The organism is Variovorax sp. P2_H12 (assembly GCF_056403395.1).
Window position 1 is genome coordinate 57,265 of record NZ_JBFUFO010000010.1, and the last position, 22,618, is coordinate 79,882.

Genomic DNA, 22,618 nt, shown 5'->3' on the forward strand with positions numbered 1-22,618 from the left:
GGGGCACAGGCCATTGCGAGAGCCTTTCGAGGGCCTTGCGCGCAGCGCTTTGCTTTTTCCTAAGCCCTGAATCCGAAAAACGTGATTCTCAAATGCGGCGTGCTTCTTCAGACTCGCCTGCATCGATGGCTGGTGTCTCCAGGCTGCCTGGCGACGTGCATCAGTGGCGATTTTCTTTAGGAACCTCAAATGTCAGTGGAAAAAATCAATACCTTGGTGGTCGGCGCTGGTCAGGCGGGCATTTCGATGAGTGAGCACCTTTCGCAGATGGGTGTGCCCCATGTGGTGCTCGAGCGCAGTCGGATCGCGGAACGTTGGCGTTCGGAGCGTTGGGACTCCCTGGTAGCGAATGGCCCCGCCTGGCATGACCGTTTTCCAGGACTGAAGTTCGACGATGTCTCGCCGGAGTCATTTCCGCCGAAAGAGCGCGTGGCGCAATACTTCGAGGACTACGCCGCCATGCTGAAGGCGCCCGTGCGCACCGGTGTCGAGGTCAAGCAGGTGGAGCGCAACGTGGGTCGCCCGGGCTTCAAGGTGACGACCTCCGAGGGTGTCATCGAAGCGACCAATGTCGTTTCGGCCACCGGTCCTTTTCAGATTCCGGCCTATCCGAAGATCGTTCCCGAAACCGACAGGATTCAGCAGTTGCATTCCTCGGCGTACAAGAACCCGGGCCAGTTGCGAGAAGGCGCCGTGCTGGTCGTGGGTGCGGGTGCCTCCGGCTCGCAGATTGCCGAGGAACTGCGAAAGGCGGGCAAGACGGTCTATCTCTCGGTGGGCGAGCACTACCGCCCGCCGCGTTCCTATCGTGGCCGCGACTACTGCTGGTGGCTGGGTGCCCTGGGCCTGTGGGATGAGGTCAAGATCAAGCCCAAGAAGCAGCACGTCGCGTTCGCCGTCAGCGGCTACGAGGGTGGCAAGACGGTCGATTTTCGCCGCCTTGCGCACATGGGCGTGACGCTGGTGGGCCTGACCAAGACCTACCAGGACGGCGTCATCGCGTTCGAAGAAGGCCTGGCCAGGAATGTCGCAGAAGGCGACCAGGCGTACTTCGATGTGTTGCGCGAAGCGGATGCCTATATCGAGCAGAACGGCTTGCCCTTTGCGCCGGAGCCCGAAGCCTGGGAGCTGCTGCCGGATCCGGACTGTCTCAAGGAACCGATCATGAGCCTGGATCTCGAAAAGGCCGGCATCACGACCATTCTCTGGGCGACCGGATTCGCGTTCGACTACAGCTGGCTGAAGGTGAATGCCTTCGATGAAAAGGGCGCGCCTTTTCACAAGCGGGGCATTTCCGCCGAGAGCGGCATCTATTTCCTGGGATTGCCGAACCTGGTCAACCGCGCGTCATCCTTCATCTATGGCGTGTGGCACGACGCGAAATACATCGCCGACCATATCGCGATCCAGGACGGGTACATGTCATACGGCAAACCCTGAGCCTGCATGGCCGAGATCACCTGCATCGAAGACCTGCGCCGCCTGGCGAGGAAACGTGTGCCTCGGATGTTCTACGACTACGTGGATGGCGGCTCTTGGACCGAATACACCTACCGTGCCAACGAAGAGGATTTCGGGAAGATCGAGTTTCGCCAGCGCGTGGCGGTGGACATCACCGATCGCAGCACCGCCAGCACCATGGTGGGCCAGCCGGTCCGCATGCCGGTGGCGATCGCGCCCACCGGTCTGGCCGGCATGCAGCATGCCGATGGTGAAATCCTGGCGGCGCGCGCGGCGCAGAAGTTCGGCATACCGTTCAGCTTGTCGACCATGAGCATCTGCCCGATCGAGGCGGTGGCCGAGGCGACCGGTCGCCATCCGTTCTGGTTTCAGCTCTATGTGCTGCGCGACCGGACGTTCGTGGAAGGCCTGATCGAGAGGGCCAGGAACGCCAACTGTTCCGCGCTCGTGGTCACCATGGACCTGCAGGTCTTCGGACAGCGGCACAAGGACAAGAAGAACGGCCTGTCCACGCCCCCTCGGCCAACCCTGCGCAACCTCGTGAACCTGGCGAGCAAGCCGCGCTGGTGCTGGAACATGCTGGGCACCCGGCATCGCTATTTCGGCAACATCGTCGGGCACGCGAAAGGCGTGGACAACATCGGCTCGCTGGTGGAGTGGACCCGGGATCAGTTCGATCCGCGCCTGTCCTGGCAAGACATCGAATGGATCAAGAGGCGCTGGAACGGCAAGCTGATCGTCAAGGGCATCCAGGATCCCGAGGATGCGCGGCTGGCGGTGGAAAGCGGAGCCGATGCCATCGTGGTGTCCAACCATGGCGGGCGGCAGCTGGACGGCGCCTCCTCTTCGATCTCCACCTTGCCACGCACCGTGGAGGCCGTCGGACACCGGGTGGAGGTTCATATGGATGGCGGCATCCGCTCGGGGCAGGATGTGTTGAAGGCGATCGCGCTCGGGGCGCGCGGCACCTATATCGGCCGCGCCATGATGTACGGCCTGGGCGCCCTGGGAGAGAAAGGCGTTGCCACTGCCTTGCACCTCATCCAGAACGAACTCGATCTCTCCATGGCCTTCTGCGGCAAGACGGATATCCGCGGGGTCGACCGCGGAATCCTGCGCATGCGCTGAGGCTTACTGGCAGAGGAAGTCGACGAGGCCGGCCAGCATCCGGTCGCAGGCTTCGATCTGCGACAGTTCCACGTATTCGTCGGCCTTGTGCGCCACCTCGATGCTGCCGGGGCCGCAGATCAGAACCGGGGTTTCGCGCCAGCTTTGCTTGAACAAGCCGCCCTCGGTTCCGTAGTCGACTTTGGTGCAGGGCGTGCCGGGGGGCAGCAAGGCGCTGAGCAAGCCGACGGCCCGTGAATCCTCGGGCGTGCTCAGGCTGGGATAGCTGTTGGTCAGCTGGATGTTCGGCAAGGGGGCCTCGGGATGCACCGCATCGGCCGCCACGCGGTCGACCAGGCGTTGGAGCACGCGGGCCAGGATCTCCTCGGGCTGGTCTTGCGAGACATGGCGAATCTCGAAGCTGAGCTCGCATTCGCTGGGCACGATGTTCAGGGCCCGGCCGCCGTGGATCACGCCGACGTGGACCGTGGAGTAGGGCACGCCGTAGCCATGCTCGCGAGGGCCGGATTCAGACAGTTCACGCTGCACGTCGCGTATCGACGCGACGAGGTCGCTCGCCATGTGGACTGCGTTGATGAAATTGGGCGCCAAGCCGGAATGGCCGGCCTGGCCGCAGCAGACCGCCCGATAGGCGGACTTGCCTTTGTGGCCGGTTCCAATACGCATCAGGGTGGGCTCGCCGACGATGCAAAGGTACGGGGCGGGGAGGTTGTTCTCGAGTCGGCGCAGCAGGTGGCGCACGCCGACGCAGCCGATCTCTTCGTCGAAGGACAGGGCCAGTTGCAGGGGCCGCTTCAGCGGTCGCCGGGCCGCAGCCACCATGGCGGTGATTGCGCAGGCGACGAAGCCCTTCATGTCGGCCGAGCCGCGTCCGTAGATGCGGCCGTCCTTGTGCGTGGCTTCGAAGGGCGGCGAGGTCCAGGGCTGGCCGTCCACGGGCACCACGTCGGTGTGCCCGGAGAGCAGGACACCTGGAACGCCTTGCGGACCCACCGTGGCGAACAGGTTGGTCCTGCTGGCGTCCTGTGGGTCCGGCGCAAGAGTCGATTCGATGCCGGCTTCCGTCAGGATCTCCTGCACCTTGTGGATGAGACCGATGTTCGGCTTCAGGGAAACCGAGGGGAAGGCAATCAGGGTTTCCAGCAGCGAGATGCTGGACATGCTTGCAGAACTTGCTTGATCCATGGCGATGCGTTGGGCGCTTCAGGGGGCCGTGATGTGGGGGTCGAAGAAACTCGCAGCGCTCATGCCGGGGATGTACTGGTCGGAGATATAGGCGCGGCAGCGCTCCATGAAGACGCGGGTCAATCGCGACTGCTTCATCGGCTTGTACGTTGCCAGGCCAAGCTGCATCGGGCGATGGGTGCCGGCCAGACGCACACGCACCATGCGTTTGCCGTCGAGCGCCTGGTTCGATTTGGGCCGCACGTTGAACAGCGCATACCCGATGCCGTTGGCCACCATGGACCGCACCACTTCCTCGGACCGCGAGCGCGCCACGATGTTCGGCGTGACGCCGGCCCTGGCGAAAAGCGAGGTGAAATACTCCCGGCTCATTGGCAGATCCAGCAGCACGTAGGGCTGGGCTGCCAGCTCCTCGAACGTGACGGCCTTCTCCTGCGCCAACGGATGCAGCTCGCTCACCAGCACATATGGCGGCAGCGTCGCCAGGGTTTCGAACTCGATGTCGTCACCCAGGTGCAGGTCGTAGGTGATCGCCAGGTCGATCTCGAGCGCACGGAGCTTGTTCATCAAGACCACCTGGTCGCCTTCGACCATCTCCACTCCGACCTTCTCGAACGCTCGGGAAAATCCGAAGATGACCTCCGGCGCGATCATGGCGGTGAGCGACTGGAAGCTACCCACCCGCAAGGCACCCTGCATGACATCGCTCGAATCCGAGGCGATTTCATACAGGCGGGAGGACTGGTCGAGCACATCTTCGCACTGTCGCAGCACCAGGGTGCCGATGGTGGTCAGCCCCAGTCCCTTGGAAGGATGGCGGACGAACAACTGCACGTTCAGTTCGGACTCGAGATGCGCAATGGCCGCGGAGATCGAGGGCGAGGAGATATGGATCTGTGTCGACGCAGCGGCGATGCTGCCGTATTTCGCGGTGGCGACGAAATACTCCATCTGACGCAAGGAAACGCGATTGAGCATGTCGAGGTAGAGAAGAAGCCGTGGATCGGCGCGGGGCGCAAACGGTCCAGTGTACCGGCGGCCCTTCAGAGGTCTCCAGGCACCCCGAAGCTGGGGGCGGCGCGCGGATCGAGCGCCCGCGTGATGTAGGCCTGCAGTTGCGGTTCGTAGACCTTCCAGGTGGCGTAGAGGGCCTGCACCGGGTGGAGCTCCACCCAATCCAGCCGCAGATCCACGATGGGCCAATTCTGGTCCGCGTAGACCAGCAGGCCAGCCGAATGCACAGGGCCTTCCTCGCCACCGGCCGCCTGGCCGGCGAGCATGGCCTGCATCAGGCGTTCGGCCAGCGGGCCTTCGGCGCTCTCGAATGCCGAGAGCATCGCCTGGGGCACCTCGCGTGTGAGCAGCATGTTGCCGGCGCAGGCAGCATGCGTGCCGACCACGCTGGCCAGAGTGCCGAGCGCCTTGGCCCCGGTGAAAACCACCGGCGGGTTCGACGCATCGATAGCCATCACCTGTCGGTAGTCGATGAAGGGACGCTTTTGCAACTCGGCCAGCGCTTGCGCCGGCGTCAGTCCGCTGGCGAGCAGGTCCAGGGCGAGCGGGCCCAGATCCGGATCGGTGATGTTCTGGCTGGCGGCGGCGCCCACGTGCGTGCGGCCGCGGATGCAGCGCGCGGCGACCGCGGGGGAGGACGAGGCCACGGCGGCACCGAACTGCCCGGTGGCGGGGCAGCGCGCGATGATGGAGAACGTCATGGGGGCTCAGTCGGGGATCATGGCGGTGGCATCGATTTCCACCAGCCATTCCGGACGGGCCAGGGCAGACACCACGATGCCTGTCGATACCGGGAAAACCCCCTTCAGCCAGCGGCCCACGACGAGATATACGGCCTCGCGGTAACGCGGATCGACGATGTAGATCGTGATCTTGCAGATGTCCTGGAGTTCGCCGCCGGCCTCCTTGAGCAGCATCGCGATGTTCGCCATGGCCTGCTCCGCCTGACCGCTGACATCGCCGATGCAGACGCTCTCGGACGTTTCGAGGTTCTGTCCGATCTGCCCGCGCAGGAAGACGGTGCTGCCTCGGGCGACGACGGCCTGGCACAGGTCGTTGTCGAGCTTCTGTTCCGGGTACGTGACCTTGGTATTGAAAGGGCGAATGCGGGTGTGTTTCATGTTGCTGGCGGCGGATGACGGGAATGTCGGCGAGGCCGGGAATGGCAATGGTCATCGGCGCCGGCCATCGGTGCCATTTGTTTTTTCCGGGCGACCGTTTAGGAATTTCCGAGCCTTGGCCGCCGACGCCCGCCCATCGGGAAAGTTGAGGCACCTCTAAGTAAAAGGCGACTTGGCCGCAGGTCGCGAGTTCCACATCATCCGGTCGCTGAAGTGAGTGGACAGGGTGCTGGCGCAATGCTTGCATCTCCAGGCGACTCACCGACGGATGGCAGCTCCGACCAACGTTCAACTTTTCAATTTGAGGGTTTTCAATGATTCGCAAGCTTTTGACACTGTGCATGCTTTCCGCCACGCTGGCCGCCACATCGGCCTATTCGCAGGACAACGCCCTGGTCGTGAGCACATGGGGCGGCAGTTTTCGCGACCTCATCGACGAGAACATCGGCAAGGAGTTCACCAAACAAACCGGCGTGCCGGTGAAGTACGTGACCGGCGGCACCATCGACCGCTTGAACAAGGCCAAGCTCGCCTCCAAGCCCGAAAGCGACATCACGTTCACGACCTCGCATGTCGGCTGGCTCTACGTCAACAGCGACCTGTTCGAGCAGCTCGACAACAGCAAGATCCCGAACGCCAACCGCCTGGTCGACCGCGCCAAGATCAGCCCGTACCACATCGGCAGCTGGGCTTATGTGTATTCCATCGGCTATCGCGCCGACCTGCTGCCGCCCAGCGTCAAATTCGAAAGCTGGAATGACCTGTGGAATCCGGCCCTGAAAGGCAAGATCAGCGCCCCTGACTTCGACCCGAGCCATTTGATTGCGGTTTCCGCCATGCTGTCGGGCGGGGATACCAAGTCCTGGGAAAAGGGTCAGGACAAACTCAAGGCGCTCAAGCCCAACTTCAAGGCCTTCTATACCAACGACGCCAATGCGCAGCAACTGATCGCCACCGGGGAAACGCCCGTAGAGGTCATTCTCTCGATGAACGCATACCACATGGCCAGCCAGGGCGTGCCGATCAAGGTGGTCATGCCCAAGGAAGGCGCGGTGCTTGGCGTTGACACCATGGCCATCATGAAGGGCAGTACCAAGACTGACCTGGCCCACAAGTTCCTGAACATTGCGCTGTCGCCCGAAGTGCAGTCGAAGATCGTGGCTTCGAAGAAGGCCAGCCCGGTCGTCGACAACGCGACGGTTTCGGCCGAAGACGCCAAGCTGCCTGGCGTGTTCACCACCAAGGCACAGTGGGACAGCCAGACCATCGTCATCGACAACAAGCTGCGCGCCGAGAAGACTGCAGAGTGGCGCAAGTGGTTCACCGAAAACATCATGAACTGACCCCGTTGGGAGTTCATCAAGGGGGAGGGCTCTTGCGCCGTTGGGCCGCAGGAATCCTCCCTGGCCGATCAAGTCTCTGGAATAAGGTTTAGGAATGCGCTCCGATCTACGGGCCTGGTTGGTATCCCCAGCCGTGATAGTTGCGGTGGGGATCACCGTGTCCCTGGCCGCGGTGTTCCAGTTCAGCCTCCGGGCGTTTGTCCCTGGCTCACTGGATGTCGGCGGGCTGACCTTCGCCAACTTCTCCGGCATGGGCAAATCGATTTATCTCGATGCGTTCGCCAATACCTTGTTGCTGAGCGTGGAGACGACGGTTTTCTCGCTTGTCGCCGCCTATCCCCTGGCCTACGCCCTGGTTCGTGTGAAGAACCGGGCTCTCAAATCCTTCATCCTGATCGTTTCGATCACGCCGCTGTTTCTGGGTGAAATCGTCCGGACCTACTCGTGGATCGCCGTCCTGGGCAGCAACGGCTTCATCAACGGCACCTTGCGAAAGCTCGGCCTGATCGAATGGCCATTCGAACTCATGTTCACCCACTTGGGCGTGCTCGTCGCGCTGGTGCACGTGACGATTCCCGTGGTGGTCCTGATGCTCGCTACGGCGATCTCGCACATCAACCGCGACTACGAGAAGGCCGCGCAAAGCCTGGGCGCGGGCCCCGTCAAGACTTTCGTCACGGTCACGCTGCCTCTTTCAATGCCGGGCATTCTGGCCAGCATCACGACCGCCTTTGCCTGGACTTTCAGTGCTTTTGCGACGCCTCAGATGATCGGCGGAGGCCGCGTTCCCACGGTTTCGACCCTGGTCTACCAACTCGGATTTTCCTCCATGAATTTTCCGCTGGCAGCCAGCCTGAGTGTGATGGGGCTGCTGATGACGACCGCGGCGCTCTTTGCCTTGGGACTCTTGACGAAGCGCCTGAAGGCCGTTGGAGGACACTGAAATGAAGATCCGAAGTTCCCTGCCTCTGCCGCTGCGTGTGGCCGGGCCGCTGCTGATCGCCATCCTGCTTGCATTCGTCTTGTTGCCGGTGGTGGTGGTGACGATCGCCGCATTCAACGAAAAAGCGATCCTTGCTTTTCCGCCTGAAGCGTATTCGCTCAAGTGGTTTGCGCGGGTGTTCAGCTATCCGGATTTCCAGGAAGGATTTCGCTCAAGCATGGTCGTCACCGGATGGTCTTCTTTCCTGGCTTTGGTGATCGGGACCTGTCTTTCCATCGCCGTGAAGCGGTTGGAATTCAGTGGCAAGCAGCTCCTCCTCGCAATCCTGCATTCGCCGCTGGTGGTGCCGCATTTCACGTTGGGGCTGGGCCTGCTCATCCTGGTGTCGCAGACCTCGGTGCAACGTGGATACGGCATCGTCATCCTGTGCCACGTCATGCTGGTGCTGCCTTTTGTGCTCAGGAGCGTCTATGTTTCCATGGAGAACCTGGACGAACGGCTTGAACAGGCGGCGGCCAGTCTGGGCGCGTCGCCGGTGAAAGTGCTCTTTACGGTCACGGTTCCGCTTCTGGCTCCGGGACTCTTCGGCGGATGGCTGTTCGCCGCCATCATGTCGTTCAGCGAATTCACGGCATCGCTTTTCGTGACGACACAGGACACGCAGACGCTGCCGGTGGCCATGTACAACTACGTTCGGGAGTTTGCCGACCCGACCCTGGCGGCGCTCTCCGCTGTCTACATCGCGGTGACGGCAGCTCTGCTTGCGTTTGCCAACTATTTTCTGGGCTTGGGGAAGATCCTCAACATCGAGGACAGCCATTAGTGCGGTGCGCGTGAACTATCGGACTGACGTAGCCGACTCGGCCGTTCAATACGAGGTCTCTCGCTATCGTCCTTTGGGTTTGACCTTCAGGGTCTTGCGCACAACCTTGCGCAAGGCCTTGCCAACTACCCCTGCACGCGCACCGACGCCCGCGCCTCGCGCGGCGTCCTCGCGAAGCGCTGGCGAAAGAGCTTGCTGAACACGGCCTGGTCCGAGAACCCGCAGGCATAGGCGATGGCGCCAATGCTGAGCTGGCCGCTTTCCGCCTGCTGGAGGTAGCCCAGGCTCTTCACGAGGCGTTCCTCGCGCAGCGTGCCATGCACGCTCTTGTCCTGCGATGCGAATAACCGATAGAGCTGTGCGCGCGAGATGCTGGTGCCACGCGCGATATCGGCAACGTCGAGGTCCTGCCGATGCAGGTTGCGCTGGATGTACCGGTGCACCGCCTGCAAGCGCTCGGCCACCGGTCCGGCGCTCCTGTGGTCGAACCCCGGCGCGAGCGCCGCCTTGAGCAAGGCTTCGGTGGTCTGGAAGATGCCGCCGAGCACGGTGTCGAGCTCCGCCGCGGGCAGTGCGGCGCCATGGTTCGCCAGCATGGCGAGCTGAGAGCCGAGGAACGGTGCCAGCGCCATGCGTTCGAGCGTCTCGACCGAGCGCCCTCGCGGGCCGGGCGCGGCTCCCAGCACCCGCATGAGTCGCGGCCGGGAGAGCCGGACAAAGGCGAATCGTGAGCGATCCCAGCGCCCCCGCAACGGCTTCGCGACATCGCACAGCAACAGGGCGCCCGGCCCGAAGCTGGCGTGGATGCCGTTGTTCTGCTCGATGGTGAGATGGCCGCGTTCGATCAGCCAGATGCAGACGTCGGCCTCGCGCGGCGCGCTCGCCAGCGGCACGGTCGAGCGCATCTCGGAAGCCGGCACCTCGCAGTGCCCGACCCATCCCTTGGCGTCCTCGCAAAAAAGGATGCCGCGGCCGCCCTCCGCCGGGTCCGACACGATTTCCTGGTTCATCGACGCCAGGATGCGGGTCGACAAGTCGCTGACGCTGACTGCGTCCGCCGGGCCATCGGCCGTGAACAGGCGCCGCGCGGCTGCAAGCGAAGCATCCCTCGCACCGATGCCTTCGTTCGCGGTCAAGACAGCCATCGCCGCTGCAGCCCCTTCGCGCTGCTGACAAGGATCATGGGCCGAGCTCCGGTAAAGAGCCTGAACTGTCGCTGCTGCTGCCCAGCCTGTCATGAAGCCGGGATGAAACGCGGCGCAGCGGCAACAGGCGCCGATTTCATGAAGATTTCATGCGCATCGAGGGGGCGCCGCCAGGTTCAAGCGCGCGACGTGCTCGCGTGGGCACTCGACGCGCGGACCGGACTGGGGCCGATCAGTTGGGCAGTTGTCGCAGGGCGGCAGGTGAATCGTGTGCCATCGCCAGCTCGTACGCGGCCATGGTTGAAAGCGTCCGCCCTTCGAGCGTCCAGGCCGCGATCGACGGGGCGTCGGCGCACCCCGCCAACGCGGAGGCAACGCGCTCGCGCGCCCTCACTTCCGCCGGCTCCTCCGCGTCGACGCCAGAGGCCTCGGCCGCGCGACTGTAGTACCCCAGCAGGCGCGCGGCGGCCTGCCATCGGCCTTCCTCGATGGCCAGCCAGGCCGCCGTGCCGGCGTAGCGGCTGCCAAGATCGAAGTGCGCGATCAGCGGCGCCGCGCGCGCCAGTGCGGCCCGCGCGGCCGGCACATCGCCCCGCAGCAGGTGGGCGGTCGCCAAGGTGCCGAGGCAGAACGCCAGGAAGATGCCGTGCGTCGGCGCTGCCTCCAATCGCAGCGCGGCATCGCGCAGCGTGTCGGCGGCGAAGTCGTGAATGCCGCGCGTCAGCGCGATACCGGCCATGGTCCAGGACAGCACGCCTTCCCATTGCACCGAACCGCTGCGGACCAGCAGCGCGCGAGCTTCGGAGTAAAGACGACTGGCCTCTTCCCACTGCCGACTGCCCATTGCGAATCGCGCGAAGGCACTGACGCAGGCCGCCTGGACACGCGGCGGCGCGTCTTTGTCGTACAGGAGGTGCAGCTCCCGAAGCACAGCCTCCTGATGCGCGTCCGGCGGCGTGGTGCCAGGGATGAGCAGCAGCAGCGTCATGCCCAGCGTGGCCCGGTCGTCGGTCTGGCGCAGCAGCTGCGCGGCGCGCAACGCCGCCGCCCGACCGCGCTGCTGGTGCGACCAGATCAACATCCAGCCCAGCGCGAAGTGCAATCGGCCGGCAGCCTGCGCCGGGGTTCGATCGCCGACGTGCTTGAGCGCTGCCTCGCAGTAGCGCGCGCCTTCCGGCTGCAACGACCAAGCCTCGCGCCACAGGGCACAGGCATTGCCGGCGATCTCGATCGCCAGTTCGCCGTCATGCGCAAGCGCCCATTCCATCGCCGCACGCATGTTGGCGTGCTCGGGGCCGTAGCGTTCGCGCAATTCGTCGTCCGAGAGCAGCCAATAGTCGTCCGCGGAGCGAGCGATCAAGGCGGCGGTGGTGCGCGCATGCCGCTGTTGCCAGTCGGCCGTCTCGCCGGCCTCGGCCAGGCGATTCAATGCGTAGGCTCGCGTCGTTTCCAGCAGCCGCAGCCGGGACCGATCACCCCCGTCGGCGAGCAGAAGCGACTTGTCGATCAACGCGCCAAGGTGATCGAGCACCGCCCACGGGTCGATGGACTCGTCGGATGCCACCTCCTGTGCAGCGTCGGCGGAAAAGCTGCCCTGGAAGACGCCGATGCGGCGGAACACGGCCTGCTCGTCGGGCCGAAGCAATCCATGGCTGAATTCGAGTGCTGCGAGCAGGGTCTGGTGGCGATGCAACCCGTGCGGCGAGCTGGCGGTCAGCACCTTGAAGCGCGCATCCAGCCGCGCCAGCAGCCCATCGAGCCCCAGCACGGGCACCCGGGCGGCCGCAAATTCGAGTGCCAGCGGAATGCCGTCCAGGTGCCGGCACACCGCCGCCAGCCGCATCGCATTGGCGGCGCTCAACGAGAACCCGTCGACCACGGTCTGGATGCGATGCACCAGCAGTTGCACGGCGCCGCTGTCGCGAGCGGCTCCGAGCCCGGGCGCCTGCGGCAACGCCAGCGTGCCGAGGCGGTAGACATACTCGCCGCGCAGACCCAGCGGCTGCTGGCTGGTCACCAGAATGCGCACCTGTGGGGCGGCCTCATGGATCGCCTTCACCAGCCCGGCCACCGCAGGCAGCAGGTGCTCGCAATTGTCGAGCAGCAGCAGGGATCGCTGCGTGCGCAGCACGTCGACCACGACATCGACGGCCGCGCGTCCGAACGGGACTTGAAAGCCGAGCACATGCGCCACCTCGTGGCCGATGAAGTCGCCGTCGCTGTGCGAGGCCAGCTCGACACACCACACGCCGTCGGCGAACGACGGGCGCAGACTGCCGGCCAAGGTCCGCGCGAGGTGCGTCTTGCCCACGCCGCCGGTGGCCACCAGCGACACGATGGAATGCTCGTCCAGCAGCGCGCCCAGGCGTGCGAGGTCGGCTTCGCGGCCATACAGCGGCGGCAACCGTGCAGGCAGGTTGCCGTGCCGCGATCCCGTCGCCGGCTCGATCACGGCATGGGCCGGCAGGCTTGGCGGCGCGGCCGTCTCGAGCGGCGCCACGCGCGCGCCCGGCGACGACTCCTGCCGCACTTCGGCGGTGAAACGATAGCCGCGGCCCGCCACCGTGGCGATCAACTCGGCGCCGAGCGCCTTGCGCAGAACCACGATCTGCGCCGCGATGTTGTTCTCCTCGACCACCACGCCGCGCCAGACCAGCTCCAGCAACTCGTCCTTCGTGACCAGTCGGCCGGCCCGCTTGGCGAGCGCGATCAGGAGGTCGAACGAGCGCGCGCGCAGCGGCAGCTCGATGCCGTCGCGCATCAATCGCCGCTCGCGAAGGTCCAGGACGTGATTGGAGAAGTGGAGAATCATGCGCGCTTCGCGGCCAGGACGAGCCGAATTGTCCTCCATGGCGATGTCTGCGACGGGCGTAGCATGCCAGAACCGAGGGGTCCGCAGGAGACGCGCCTGATCCTTCAGCAGCCCGCTAGAACCCAGCCTCGCGCCAAGCCACCGAAGCCGCGTTGCGCAGGAAGCGCATCGCCGGCACCTCCCACTGCCCGGCGATCGCGACGCGGCCGCGCCACGCCGGGGTGTTGGCAGGCAGGGCCTGGCCGGCGTCCAGCACCACGCGGTACACGGCGTGTTCCGGATACAGCGTGCCGTTCTTCTCGCGCACCAGCACGTCGCCACCGAACAGCGATGCCAACTCCGGCTCGCCCAGCGTGCGGCTGGCGTCGCGGTCGATGCTGGCCACGGTCAGCCGCAGCGCCGGTCCGGCGAGGCCGTCGGCGATGAACAGCGCGCGGTCGCCACGGGCGATGCGGCGCACCGCCTCCTCGTCCACATAGCTCACGACCTGCCATCGGTCGGTCGCCACCAGCGAGCCCAGGTATTCCTGGCTCTTGAGCCATTCGCCGGGACGCAGGTCGGGATCGACATCGACCATCACGCCGGCAAAGGGGGCGACCGGGCGATACCGTTGCAGGTCGGTGCCGACGGCCGCCTGCTCGGCATTGGCGAAAGCCAATTGGTCGTTGAGGACCAGCCAATCCTTGCGACCGGCCGCATCGAGGCCGGAAGCCGCCGATTGCCAGGCCAGCAGGTCCTGGCGTGTACCGGCCTCGCGGGCGCGCAGGTCCAACTCCGCGGAAGACAGGCGCAGCAGTGGCTGGCCCGGCGGCACCGCCTGTCCGTTGGCCACGGGCAGTGCGTCCAGCACGGCGTGCGCCGGGGCGTAGAGGGCCAGCCGGGTCTGCGGCTGCAACAGGCCGGAGGTGTGGACGCGATCCGGCCACGGCAAGAAAAAGATGAACACCAGCAGCGCCGCCAGCAAGGCGCTGCGGCGGGCGCGGCGGCTGCGGCGCAGTGCGGGCCAGCGTGTGCGCCACGCCTGCAGTTCGCGCCACACGGGCAGCGCGACGAACCATCCCATCTCGACGACGAACAGGACGATGCCGACCGCCTTGATGAAGAAGTGATAGACCAGCGCCGCGATGCCGAGGAACAGCACCAGCCGATAGATCCAGACCGCCCAGGCGAACAGGATCAGGCCGGTCTGGCGGCCGCGCGGGAAGGCTTCCGGCGCCGGCTCGCCAAGCGCGAACAGGCGTTCGCGCAAGTCCCAGCGGGCCAGTGCGAAGGCGCGGCTGTGCAGGTTGGGCAAGCCCAGGCAGTCCGACAGCATGTAGTAGCCGTCGAAGCGCATGAAGGGGCTGGCGTTGATGGCCAGCGTGGTGATCCAGGTGGTGGTCGAAAGCAGGAAGGCGACCTGCTTGGGTCCGCCTTCCGGCAGCCAGGTCCAGGCCAGCGTCGCCCAGATGGCGATGCCCAGTTCGGTGACGATGCCGGCACTGGCGACCGCCAGCCGCTGCCCGCGGCGCGCCAGCTTCCACACTTCGTTGGTGTCGGTATAGGCCACCGGCCACAGCACCAGGAACGCCAGCCCCATGGTCGGCACCCGGCAGCCGTAGCGCTTGGCGGTGAGCGCGTGGCCCATTTCATGGCAGGTCTTGGCGAACACGATGGCGGCGCCGTACAGGAGCGCGCCGTTCCAGCTCAGCGTGTCCATCAGCGTGGCGGAGAAGCGGTCCCAATCGCGGTAGACGCCGGCCAGTCCGAGCACGCCGGCGACGATGGTCAGGAGCCGGAACGTGGGACCGAACAGGAACGCCAGCCGCGGTTGCAGCCAGCTCAGCCAGCGGTCGGGCCGCAGCAGCGGGATCCGAAAGAACAGGTAGTTGTGCAGCAGCCATTGCTGCCAATTGCCGCGCTGCTTGTCGCGCTGGGCGGCCAGCGCGGCGGCCGAACCGCTCGCCGGCTGGAGCAATTGCTGTTCGCGCAGGAAGGCCGTCAGGCGATCGAGCGCTTCGCGATCGACCTGCAATGCGGTGTCGCGGTTGATCTCGGCGAGCACCGCCTGCGGATCGCGCAAGTCCCAGCGGCTGAGCATTTCGAAGCTGGGCCAATCCAGCTGGAAGAACAGGTTGCGCACCGGGTCGTGCAGCGTCCAGCTGGGCTGGCCGTCGGCCAGCCGCGGACCGGCGCCGATGGCGAGCTCCTGGCGCAGGGTGGGTAGGGCCGCCTGCATCCGGCCTCAGACGGCAAGGAACTGGCGAATGCTGGCGAGCGGACGCCGCAATATCCAGTAGATCAGCGGCACGCGCGCCCCGGCCAGCTTGGCCGTGCCCTTGAGACCGATGCGCTGGTCGGTGGGGGCATCGAGCCTGGCGCGCACGCGGTAGGCGTAGCTGCCATCCGGGCGAGGCGTGGCGCGGTGGCTCATGTAGCGCAGCGTGCCCGACACCGGCGACAGCGGCGATGCCGCCAGGTACAGGTTCAGCGGCGCCTGGTCGGCCACGGGGATGGCGTCGCCGATCGGCACCCAGGCTTCGATTTCGACATCGCTGGCCGACGCCACCTGCATGATGCGCTCGCCCGTCTGCACCGGGCGGCCGATCCACTCCGACGGGTCGTCGAACAGCACGATGCCCGCCTGCGGCGCCAGCACGCGCGAGCGCTGGGCCTGGCCCTCGAGGAAACCGGCCTGGGCCTGCTTCTCCGCGATCTTGCCGAGCAGCGTGGCCAGTTGCGCATTGGCGCGCGGATCGTTCAGCACCATCTGCGCCGCTTGCCGGTATTCCGCTTGCGCGGTGCCCAGCGCTTCACGCGCCACGGTCAGGCGGCTGCCGATCGGCGCCTGGTCGAAGGAGAACAGCGCCTCGCCGGCCGCCACCACCTGGTTGGGGCGGACCGCGAAATCGGCAATCACGCCGTCCAGCGGGGCGCGGATGGTGGCCGGATTGGCCGGCACCAGTTCGCCCGGTGCCAGCACCGTCAGGCGCACCGGGCACAGCAGCACGGCCAGAAGCGCCAGGCCCACGGCGAGACGGCGGCGCCAGCGCTGGCCTTGCGGTCCGCCGCTCCACCAGCCGCGCAGCCGCGCCGGCAGCGCGGCCACGGACCAGCGCGAGCGTCGGTGCATGGCGCGCCAGGCGTGCTGCCAGATGTCCATCCATTCATCGAGCAGCGCCAATTGCTCGGGCGCCAAGGGTGCATCGCCGGCCAGCAGCAGGCCGGCCGGGTCGGCTGCACCGTCGGCTTGCCCCTCGACGGGGTGGTGCAAGCTCCGCAGCGGCACCCATGTGGCGAAGGCAGGCAGCCACTCGTCCCATTCAGCAGTGACGGCTACCGGCAGTTGCGCGGGTTCGACCGCGAGCGCGCCGCCGGCTTCGTGGTGCGCGGCCAGCGCGCGGCACAACCGGTCGAGCCACTGTGCATACGGCGCATTGGCTTCGACCGCCACCACGCCGGAGAGCGTGTGCACGCCGTCGGCGCCGAACCACAGCGCGGCCTGGCGATACGGCGCCAGCACGCGGCTGTCGTTGACCGCCAGAAAGGCGAGTTCGTTGCCGCTGCCCGCAGCGCGGGCGCGCTGGGCCAGTTCGAGCAGTTTGAGTAGCGGATGGGCTGGTGCGCCGTGGATCATGCCCGCCATCTCGCCGCCGCCGCACTCCGCGACAGCGCCGCCAGGCGCTCGGCGGCGCCACCGCGCGCGGCACGCAGTTGATCGCTCAGGCTCGCACGGCCGGCCGGTTGTTCTGCGAGTTCGGGCCGCCATTCGGCATGCGCGACCTTGGCGCCCGGGCCCTCCCTGGTGATGGTGATCTTGAAGACCTGCACCGCCTCGCGCCCCTGGGCATCGCGCGCCACCACCTTGAATGTGAGCGTGCCTTCGAAGCCGAGTGGCGGCGTGCCTTCGAAGCGCGCCGTGCGGGCATCGAACTTGAGCCAGCCCGGCAATGGCGTGCCGTCCACCGACACCGCGCTCAGCTGGATCGCCGCGCTCTCGCCGGCATGGGCGAAGGTGTCGGCCGGCAACTGCAGCGAGATCCGGCCGCCACTGCGCACGTCGAGGTCGGCGATCGGGTGGTTGGCAATCAGTGCATCGCCACGGCCCAGCAAGTCGGGCCGGACCAGGAACTGGAAGCCGCCGTCGACCGCCGGCTGTGCCAGCCTGGGCGCGAAGCTCGGTCCCGGGCCCCAAGCGGAGAGGGAAGCCGAATCGAGTGCGGACAAGCCGCCGTCGAGGCTGCTCACCCAGAAGCCCGGCCACGGCGCCGCCGTGCCACCGTCGGATGCTTCGGGCGACGTCGACTGCACCTGGGGTCTGTCGTCTTGCGGAATGGGAATCGCCGGCGTGATCTGGAGCTCGGCCTGCGGCGCTGGCGGAATTTGCGGCGGCGGCGCTGGCGGCGCTGGCGGCGCACTGGCCTCGACGGTCAGGGTCGCGCTGGCGTTGCCCGCGGCATCGCGCACCTGCACCTTCAATGGGCCGGCGCCTGCGTTGGCAAGCGACCAGCTGCTGCCGTCGGCGCCGATCGTGGCGAGCACCCAGGTGACGCCGCCGTCGAGCGACGCCGCGACCGATTCGCCGGCGGCCAGCGGCGCCGACAGGAGGCCGCTGACGCTGTCGTTGTCGGCCCGCGCGGCCGAGGTCACCGTCGTGGTGGGGGGCGCCGTGTCGAGCGTGTAGACCCTGCTGGTGGCGGTGCCCTCGTTGCCGGCGGCGTCGACGACCTTGAGCATCAGCGTGTTGCTGCCGACGAGCGTGACGCCACTCCAGCTCAACGTGGTGCCGTTGACCATGCGGGTGATGTCGGCCCAGGTGGCCCCGTTGTCCAGCGAGCCATAGACGATGTCGCCGGCCGCCAGCGGCGCGCCGAGCGTGGCGCCGAGGGTCTGGGCGGCGGTGTGGGTGATGAAGTCGCTGTTGCTGGCGCCTGTGTCGGCCGACAGCGCCAGGTTGCCGAAGCTGGTCGTGGGCGCGGTGGCGTCGACCACGTAGGCACGCGAATAGGCGGCGCCGTGGTTGCCCAGGTCGTCGCTGACCCGGAGCATCAGCGTGTTGCTGCCGGCCAGCGTGACACCGTTCCATGTCAGCGTGGTGCCCGAGACCTTGCTGGTGATGTCGGTCCAGGTGTTGCCGCCGTCGAGCGAGCCGTAGACGACGTCGCCGGCGGCCGGCGCGGCGCTGAGGGTCGCCGTGAGAGTCTGGGCGGCCGTCCGGGTGATGAAGTCGCTGTTGCTGGTGCCGGTGTCGGCCGACAGCGTCACGTTGCCGAAGCCGATCGCGGGCCCCGTCGTGTCGAGCACGTAGGCCTGCGACAGGACGGCGCCATCGTTGCCTGCCGCATCGCTGACCTTGACCCGCAGCGTGCTGCTGGCGCTCAGCGTCTGGCCGGCCAGCGTCCAGGTATTGGCGCCGACCGTGGTGGTGGCTGCGGTCCAGGTGCTGCCGTTGTCGAGCGAGACGTAGACCGTTTCACCGGCGGCCAGGTTGGCCGACAGCGTGCCGCTGAGGGTCTGCGCCGCGACATGGGTGATGAAGTCGCTCGCCGAGGCGCCGCTGTCGTTGGAAAAGGCCACGCTGGCGACGGCGGTGGTGGGCGCCGTGGTATCGAGGGTGTAGGCCCGGCTGGTGGCGGCGCCGTTGTTGCCGGCCGCGTCGGTGACGCGGAGCATCAGCGTGTTGCTGGCCGCCAGCGTGACGCCGGTCCAGCTCAGCGTGGTGCCGCTGAGCTTGCCGGTGATGTCGGTCCAGGTGGCGCCATTGTCGAGCGAGCCGTAGACGATGTCGCCGGCCGCCGGCGCCGCGCTGAGCGTGGCGGTGAGGGTCTGGGCCGCGGTATTGGTGACAAGGTCGGTGCTGCTGGCGCCGGTGTCGGCCGACAGCGCCACGTTGCCGAAGCCGATCGCGGGCGCGGTGGTGTCGAGCACATAGGCTTGCGCGTAGGCGGCGCCGTGGTTGCCGGCGGCATCGCCGACGCGGACCTTGAGCGTGCCGCTGCCGGTCAGCGTCTGGCCGGCCAGCGACCAGGTGTTGGCGCCGGCCGAGGCGGCGGCGAGGGTCCAGGTGCTGCCGTTGTCGAGCGAGACGTAGACGCTCTCGCCGGCCGCCAGGTTGGACGCCAGCGTGCCGCTCACGGTCTGCGCCGCGGTGTTCGTGATGAAGTCGCTGCCGGACCTGCCGGTGTCGGCCGAGAAGGCGGCGCCGGCCACGGTGTTGGTCGGCGCCGTGGTGTCGATGACGATGTCCTTGCTGGCGCCGAGAGAACCGGCAGTGCCCGGCGTGGCCAGCGTGACCGAGGCGGCCTGGTGGGCGCCGCCGGCGTCGATGATGGTGGCGCCGTTGAGCGCCAGCGCGCCGGTCGAGCTGTAGTCGAGGTCGGCGCTGTTCTGGCCGGCGCCGACGGTGTAGCTGAAGGTCAGCGTGCCGCTGCCCGAGCCGCCGGTGTAGGTGGCGCTGCCGCCGCCGGCGAGCGCCAGCGTCGGCGTGCCGCCGCTGGTGTCGACCGTGACCGCGCTGGAGAAAGTGACGGTGATGGTGAGGGTCTGGCCACTGCCATAGGCGCCGTCGGCGGTGCTGGCGCTGACGCCGGTGATGCTCGGCTGCGAGCCGTCGACATTGACGCCGGCCGTGCCGCCGACGCTGTTGAGGGTGGTCGTGGCGTCGTTGCCGGCGCCGTCCTTCAGGCTGCCGCCGTTGGGCGACAGCGCGCCGACCGTGATGCCGTTGGCGTCCATGTCGCCGTTTTGCACGGTGTAGCGGAACACCAGCGCGCTGGTGCCCGAACCGGACACGTAGTCGGCGTAGCGGGTGGTGGCGCCGACCACGATGGCGATGCGCGGCGTGCCGCCCGAGGCGTCGACCGTGACGGCTTCGTCGAAGCGGACCGTGAAGTCCAGCACGCCGCCGCTGTAGTAGGTGCCGTTGGCCGGTACGTCGACCGAGGCGACAGTGGGCGCGGTGGTGTCGACGGTGAGGGTCAGCCCGGCGGAGGCGGCCGAGACGTTGCCGGCGGTGTCCGTCGACACCGCGGTGAAGGTATGGCTGCCCTCGCTCAGCGCGCCGGTGGTGTAGGTCCAGCCGCCGGCGCCGGCGATGACGGTGCCGATCAGCGTGGCGCCGTCGTACAGCGAGACGGTGCTGCCGTTCTCGGCCGTGCCGCTCAGGGTCGGCGTGGCGTCGGCGGTGAGGCCGTCGGCGCTGGACGGGCCGGTGTCGCTGGCGGTGGCCAGCACCGGCGTGCCGGGCGTGGCCGGGCTGCCGGTGTCGAGCACATAGGCCTGGCTGCGCACGCTGCCCTGGTTGCCGGCGGCGTCGATCACCTTCAGCTGCAGCGTGTCGCTGCCGGCCAGCGTGACGCCGTTCCAGCTCAGCGCGGTGCCGCTGACCTTGCTGGTGATGTCGGTCCAGGTGGAACCATTGTCGAGCGAGCCGTACAGGATGTCGCCACCGGCCAGTGCGCCGCTCAGCGTCGCACTGAGGGTCTGGCTGGCGGTCTTGGTGATGAAGTCGGTGCCGCTGGCGCCGGTGTCGGCCGACAGCGCCAGGCCGCCGAAGGTGGTGGTCGGCGCCGTGCTGTCGTAGACATAGGCCTGCGACCGCACGGCGCCGTCGTTGCCGGCGGTGTCGCTGACCTTGACCCTGAGCGTGCTGCTGGCCGTCAGCGTGACGCCGCCCAGCGACCAGGTGTTCTGGCCGACGGTGGCGCTGGCGACGGCCCAGGTGGCGCCGTTGTTGAGCGAGACGTAGACGCGCTCGCCGGCGGCCAGGTTGGCCGACAGGGTGCCGCTGACGGTCTGCGACGCGGCGTTGGTGATGAAGTCGGTCGACGAGGTGCCGCTGTCGTTGGAGAACGTGGCGGTGGCCACGCTGGTGGTGGGCGCGGTGGTGTCGAGCGTGTAGTTCTGGAAGCTGAGGGCGCTGTCGTTGCCGGCGGCGTCGCTGACCTTGAACATGAGGGAACTGCTGCCGGCGCTCAGCGTGGCGCCGTTCCAACTCAGCGTAGTGCCCGAGACCTTGCTGGTGATGTCGGTCCAGGTGGCGCCGCCGTTGACCGAGCCGTAGACGATGTCGCCGGCGGCCGGCGCGCCGCTGAGCGTCGCGGTGAGGGTCTGGGACGCGGTCTTGGTGATGAAGTCGCTGCTGCTGGACCCGGTGTCGGCCGACAGCGCCATGTTGCTGAAGCTGGTGGTCGGCGCCACCGTGTCCAGCGTGTAGGCGTGGGTGTAGGCGGTGCTGGAGGTGTCGGCGTTGCTCACGCGCGCCACGAACATGTTGCTGCCGGCCAGCGTGGTGCTGGTGCTCCATGCGCTGGAGCCCACGGCGTAGGTGGTGGCATCGCTCCACGTGACGCCGTTGTCGTAGGACACTTCGACCCGCTCGCCGACGGCCAGGTTGGCGGACAGCGAGCCGGTGATGGTCTGCGCCGCGGTGCGGGTGATGAAGTCGAAGCTGCTGGTGCCGGTGTCGGCCGACAGGCCGGCGGTCGTGACCGTGGTGACCGGCGGCAGCAGCTTGACGTCGGTGATGTTGAAATTCTGGAAGGTCGCATAGTCGACCGAGGTGATCGTGACGCTGCGCATGTCGTTGAGCGGGCTGTTGAAACCGGAGACCGTGCTCAACACGCCGCCGGCGTTGATACCGCTCTGGTTGAAGCTGGAGACGGTGCCGTCGGCCCAGGTGACCGTGAACGTGAGCGAGCCGGCATAGGCCTGGGCCCCGAACGAGCTGATGTCGAAGCTGTAGCCGGCCTGAATTGCGACGGTGAGGCGCACGCCACTACTGCCGTCGGCGGCATACGGGTAGAGGCCGTCGTCCGGCTGGCCGTATTGGTAGATGTACATCTCCGGGCCGGCGAACGTGATGGTCTTGCCCGATACGCTTTTGACGATGCTGGTTACCTGGGGGAAGTCGGAGCCGTCGACACCGAAGACGAAGGGCACCACCGTCAGCGCCCCGTCGTACTGCGTCAGCGCCAGTTCGCGGGCCTCGACGGTCCCGCTGTGCGCCTCCAGCGTCCAGTCGCCGCCGAGGCGGGCCGCGCCGGTCAGGTCGGTCGAGGCGGCGACGTCGGCGCCGGTGGCCTGGGCGATGCCGTCCAGCAATCGGGCGCCGCTGCCGGCGGCGATGTCGCAGCCATACAGCAGCAGGTCGCCGTCGGCGCTCAGCGCGCGGCCCAGCTCGGCCAGTTCGGCCTGCGTTGCGGCCGAGGCCAGCGACGACTCGGTCAGCGCCTTGCTGCCGAGATTGACCATGCCCTCCGAGCCGTGCGACAGGATGTGGATCGCGTCCAGCCCGCTCTGGGTGGCGGCCCATCGCGCGATCTGCGCCAGGCCGTCGCGGCTGCCGTCGAATTCGACGATGCCGACGCCGTCGCGCACGCCCGCTTCCAGGCTCTTGTAGTTGGCCAGCGAGGTGTCGACCACCACCACCTCCTTCCTGCCGTCATCCCTGGCCGGTTCGGCGGCGCGCACCTGTACCGCCGGCGGCACGGGCGGCGCTGCGCTGTCCTGGGCGGCATGGGCGGCGTCGGCCACGGCGCCGTCGAACATGAAGCGCTGTTCCAGCGCGAGCAGTTGCGACGCCGGGCGCAGCGCACGGCGGCTGCCGAGGGCACCGGCGGGCAGACGCAGAGGGGAGATCGACGGGTTCATGGCGGGCTTCCGG

14 protein-coding genes are annotated in these 22,618 nt (G+C 67.2%); 5 read left to right on the forward strand and 9 right to left on the reverse strand.

Going from position 1 to position 22,618, the window contains the following annotated elements; all coding sequences use genetic code 11:
• Positions 1–189: 189 nt before the first annotated feature.
• On the forward strand, positions 190–1,440 hold the full coding sequence (locus AC1DYK_RS09130) for a flavin-containing monooxygenase (RefSeq protein ID WP_478165983.1): 1,251 nt from the start codon (positions 190–192) through the stop codon (positions 1,438–1,440).
• 6 nt (positions 1,441–1,446) lie between these two features.
• Positions 1,447–2,589 (forward strand): alpha-hydroxy acid oxidase, encoded by a 1,143-nt coding sequence (locus AC1DYK_RS09135; protein ID WP_478165984.1) that lies wholly within the window; start codon positions 1,447–1,449, stop codon positions 2,587–2,589.
• Positions 2,590–2,592: 3 nt separating this feature from the next.
• Here the strand turns inward: AC1DYK_RS09135 and argE are convergent, their stop codons facing one another.
• From argE to AC1DYK_RS09155, 4 genes are all read right to left on the reverse strand, one after another.
• Positions 2,593–3,750, reverse strand: coding sequence for an acetylornithine deacetylase (gene argE / locus AC1DYK_RS09140; RefSeq protein ID WP_478165985.1), 1,158 nt, complete (start codon positions 3,748–3,750; stop codon positions 2,593–2,595).
• 42 nt (positions 3,751–3,792) lie between these two features.
• Positions 3,793–4,752, reverse strand: coding sequence for a LysR substrate-binding domain-containing protein (locus AC1DYK_RS09145; protein WP_478165986.1), 960 nt, complete (start codon positions 4,750–4,752; stop codon positions 3,793–3,795).
• A 65-nt stretch (positions 4,753–4,817) separates the two neighbouring features.
• On the reverse strand, positions 4,818–5,489 hold the full coding sequence (locus tag AC1DYK_RS09150; RefSeq protein WP_478165987.1) for a DUF1028 domain-containing protein: 672 nt from the start codon (positions 5,487–5,489) through the stop codon (positions 4,818–4,820).
• 6 nt (positions 5,490–5,495) lie between these two features.
• Positions 5,496–5,909: a RidA family protein gene (locus AC1DYK_RS09155; RefSeq protein WP_477650555.1), complete on the reverse strand. Its 414-nt coding sequence runs from the start codon at positions 5,907–5,909 to the stop codon at positions 5,496–5,498.
• A 314-nt stretch (positions 5,910–6,223) separates the two neighbouring features.
• Here AC1DYK_RS09155 and AC1DYK_RS09160 point away from each other — a divergent pair, with 314 nt between their 5' ends.
• The 3 genes from AC1DYK_RS09160 to AC1DYK_RS09170 all read left to right on the forward strand — a co-directional run bounded on the left by AC1DYK_RS09160 (position 6,224) and on the right by AC1DYK_RS09170 (position 9,018).
• Positions 6,224–7,252, forward strand: coding sequence for an ABC transporter substrate-binding protein (locus tag AC1DYK_RS09160; protein WP_478165988.1), 1,029 nt, complete (start codon positions 6,224–6,226; stop codon positions 7,250–7,252).
• A gap of 94 nt (positions 7,253–7,346) precedes the next feature.
• Complete coding sequence (locus tag AC1DYK_RS09165; protein WP_478165989.1) at positions 7,347–8,195, forward strand: ABC transporter permease; 849 nt, start codon at positions 7,347–7,349, stop codon at positions 8,193–8,195.
• 1 nt (position 8,196) lies between these two features.
• Positions 8,197–9,018, forward strand: coding sequence for an ABC transporter permease (locus tag AC1DYK_RS09170; RefSeq protein ID WP_478165990.1), 822 nt, complete (start codon positions 8,197–8,199; stop codon positions 9,016–9,018).
• Positions 9,019–9,143: 125 nt separating this feature from the next.
• Here the strand turns inward: AC1DYK_RS09170 and AC1DYK_RS09175 are convergent, their stop codons facing one another.
• From AC1DYK_RS09175 to AC1DYK_RS09195, 5 genes are all read right to left on the reverse strand, one after another.
• Entirely contained in the window at positions 9,144–10,163 is a 1,020-nt protein-coding gene (locus tag AC1DYK_RS09175; RefSeq protein ID WP_478165991.1) for a helix-turn-helix domain-containing protein, read from the reverse strand.
• A gap of 232 nt (positions 10,164–10,395) precedes the next feature.
• Positions 10,396–12,975 (reverse strand): ATP-binding protein, encoded by a 2,580-nt coding sequence (locus AC1DYK_RS09180; RefSeq protein WP_478165992.1) that lies wholly within the window; start codon positions 12,973–12,975, stop codon positions 10,396–10,398.
• A 115-nt stretch (positions 12,976–13,090) separates the two neighbouring features.
• A complete protein-coding gene (locus tag AC1DYK_RS09185; RefSeq protein WP_478165993.1) occupies positions 13,091–15,193 on the reverse strand; it encodes a site-2 protease family protein in 2,103 nt (700 codons plus the stop codon).
• A gap of 6 nt (positions 15,194–15,199) precedes the next feature.
• Positions 15,200–16,591 carry an efflux RND transporter periplasmic adaptor subunit gene (locus AC1DYK_RS09190; protein WP_478165994.1) on the reverse strand — a complete coding sequence of 464 codons (1,392 nt, stop codon included), beginning with the start codon at positions 16,589–16,591 and terminating at the stop codon, positions 15,200–15,202.
• Positions 16,588–22,605 (reverse strand): Ig-like domain-containing protein, encoded by a 6,018-nt coding sequence (locus AC1DYK_RS09195; protein ID WP_478165995.1) that lies wholly within the window; start codon positions 22,603–22,605, stop codon positions 16,588–16,590. The genes AC1DYK_RS09190 and AC1DYK_RS09195 overlap by 4 nt, the downstream gene beginning before the upstream one ends.
• Positions 22,606–22,618: the final 13 nt, after the last annotated feature.

Bases quoted from the DNA above. Each gene is read 5' to 3' on its own strand.
- AC1DYK_RS09130 (WP_478165983.1), top strand. From the start codon at position 190: ATGTCAGTGGAAAAAATCAATACCTTGGTGGTCGGCGCTGGTCAGGCG.
- AC1DYK_RS09135 (WP_478165984.1), top strand. From the start codon at position 1,447: ATGGCCGAGATCACCTGCATCGAAGACCTGCGCCGCCTGGCGAGGAAA.
- argE (WP_478165985.1), bottom strand. From the start codon at position 3,750: ATGTCCAGCATCTCGCTGCTGGAAACCCTGATTGCCTTCCCCTCGGTT.
- AC1DYK_RS09145 (WP_478165986.1), bottom strand. From the start codon at position 4,752: ATGCTCAATCGCGTTTCCTTGCGTCAGATGGAGTATTTCGTCGCCACC.
- AC1DYK_RS09150 (WP_478165987.1), bottom strand. From the start codon at position 5,489: ATGACGTTCTCCATCATCGCGCGCTGCCCCGCCACCGGGCAGTTCGGT.
- AC1DYK_RS09155 (WP_477650555.1), bottom strand. From the start codon at position 5,909: ATGAAACACACCCGCATTCGCCCTTTCAATACCAAGGTCACGTACCCG.
- AC1DYK_RS09160 (WP_478165988.1), top strand. From the start codon at position 6,224: ATGATTCGCAAGCTTTTGACACTGTGCATGCTTTCCGCCACGCTGGCC.
- AC1DYK_RS09165 (WP_478165989.1), top strand. From the start codon at position 7,347: ATGCGCTCCGATCTACGGGCCTGGTTGGTATCCCCAGCCGTGATAGTT.
- AC1DYK_RS09170 (WP_478165990.1), top strand. From the start codon at position 8,197: ATGAAGATCCGAAGTTCCCTGCCTCTGCCGCTGCGTGTGGCCGGGCCG.
- AC1DYK_RS09175 (WP_478165991.1), bottom strand. From the start codon at position 10,163: ATGGCTGTCTTGACCGCGAACGAAGGCATCGGTGCGAGGGATGCTTCG.
- AC1DYK_RS09180 (WP_478165992.1), bottom strand. From the start codon at position 12,975: ATGATTCTCCACTTCTCCAATCACGTCCTGGACCTTCGCGAGCGGCGA.
- AC1DYK_RS09185 (WP_478165993.1), bottom strand. From the start codon at position 15,193: ATGCAGGCGGCCCTACCCACCCTGCGCCAGGAGCTCGCCATCGGCGCC.
- AC1DYK_RS09190 (WP_478165994.1), bottom strand. From the start codon at position 16,591: ATGATCCACGGCGCACCAGCCCATCCGCTACTCAAACTGCTCGAACTG.
- AC1DYK_RS09195 (WP_478165995.1), bottom strand. From the start codon at position 22,605: ATGAACCCGTCGATCTCCCCTCTGCGTCTGCCCGCCGGTGCCCTCGGC.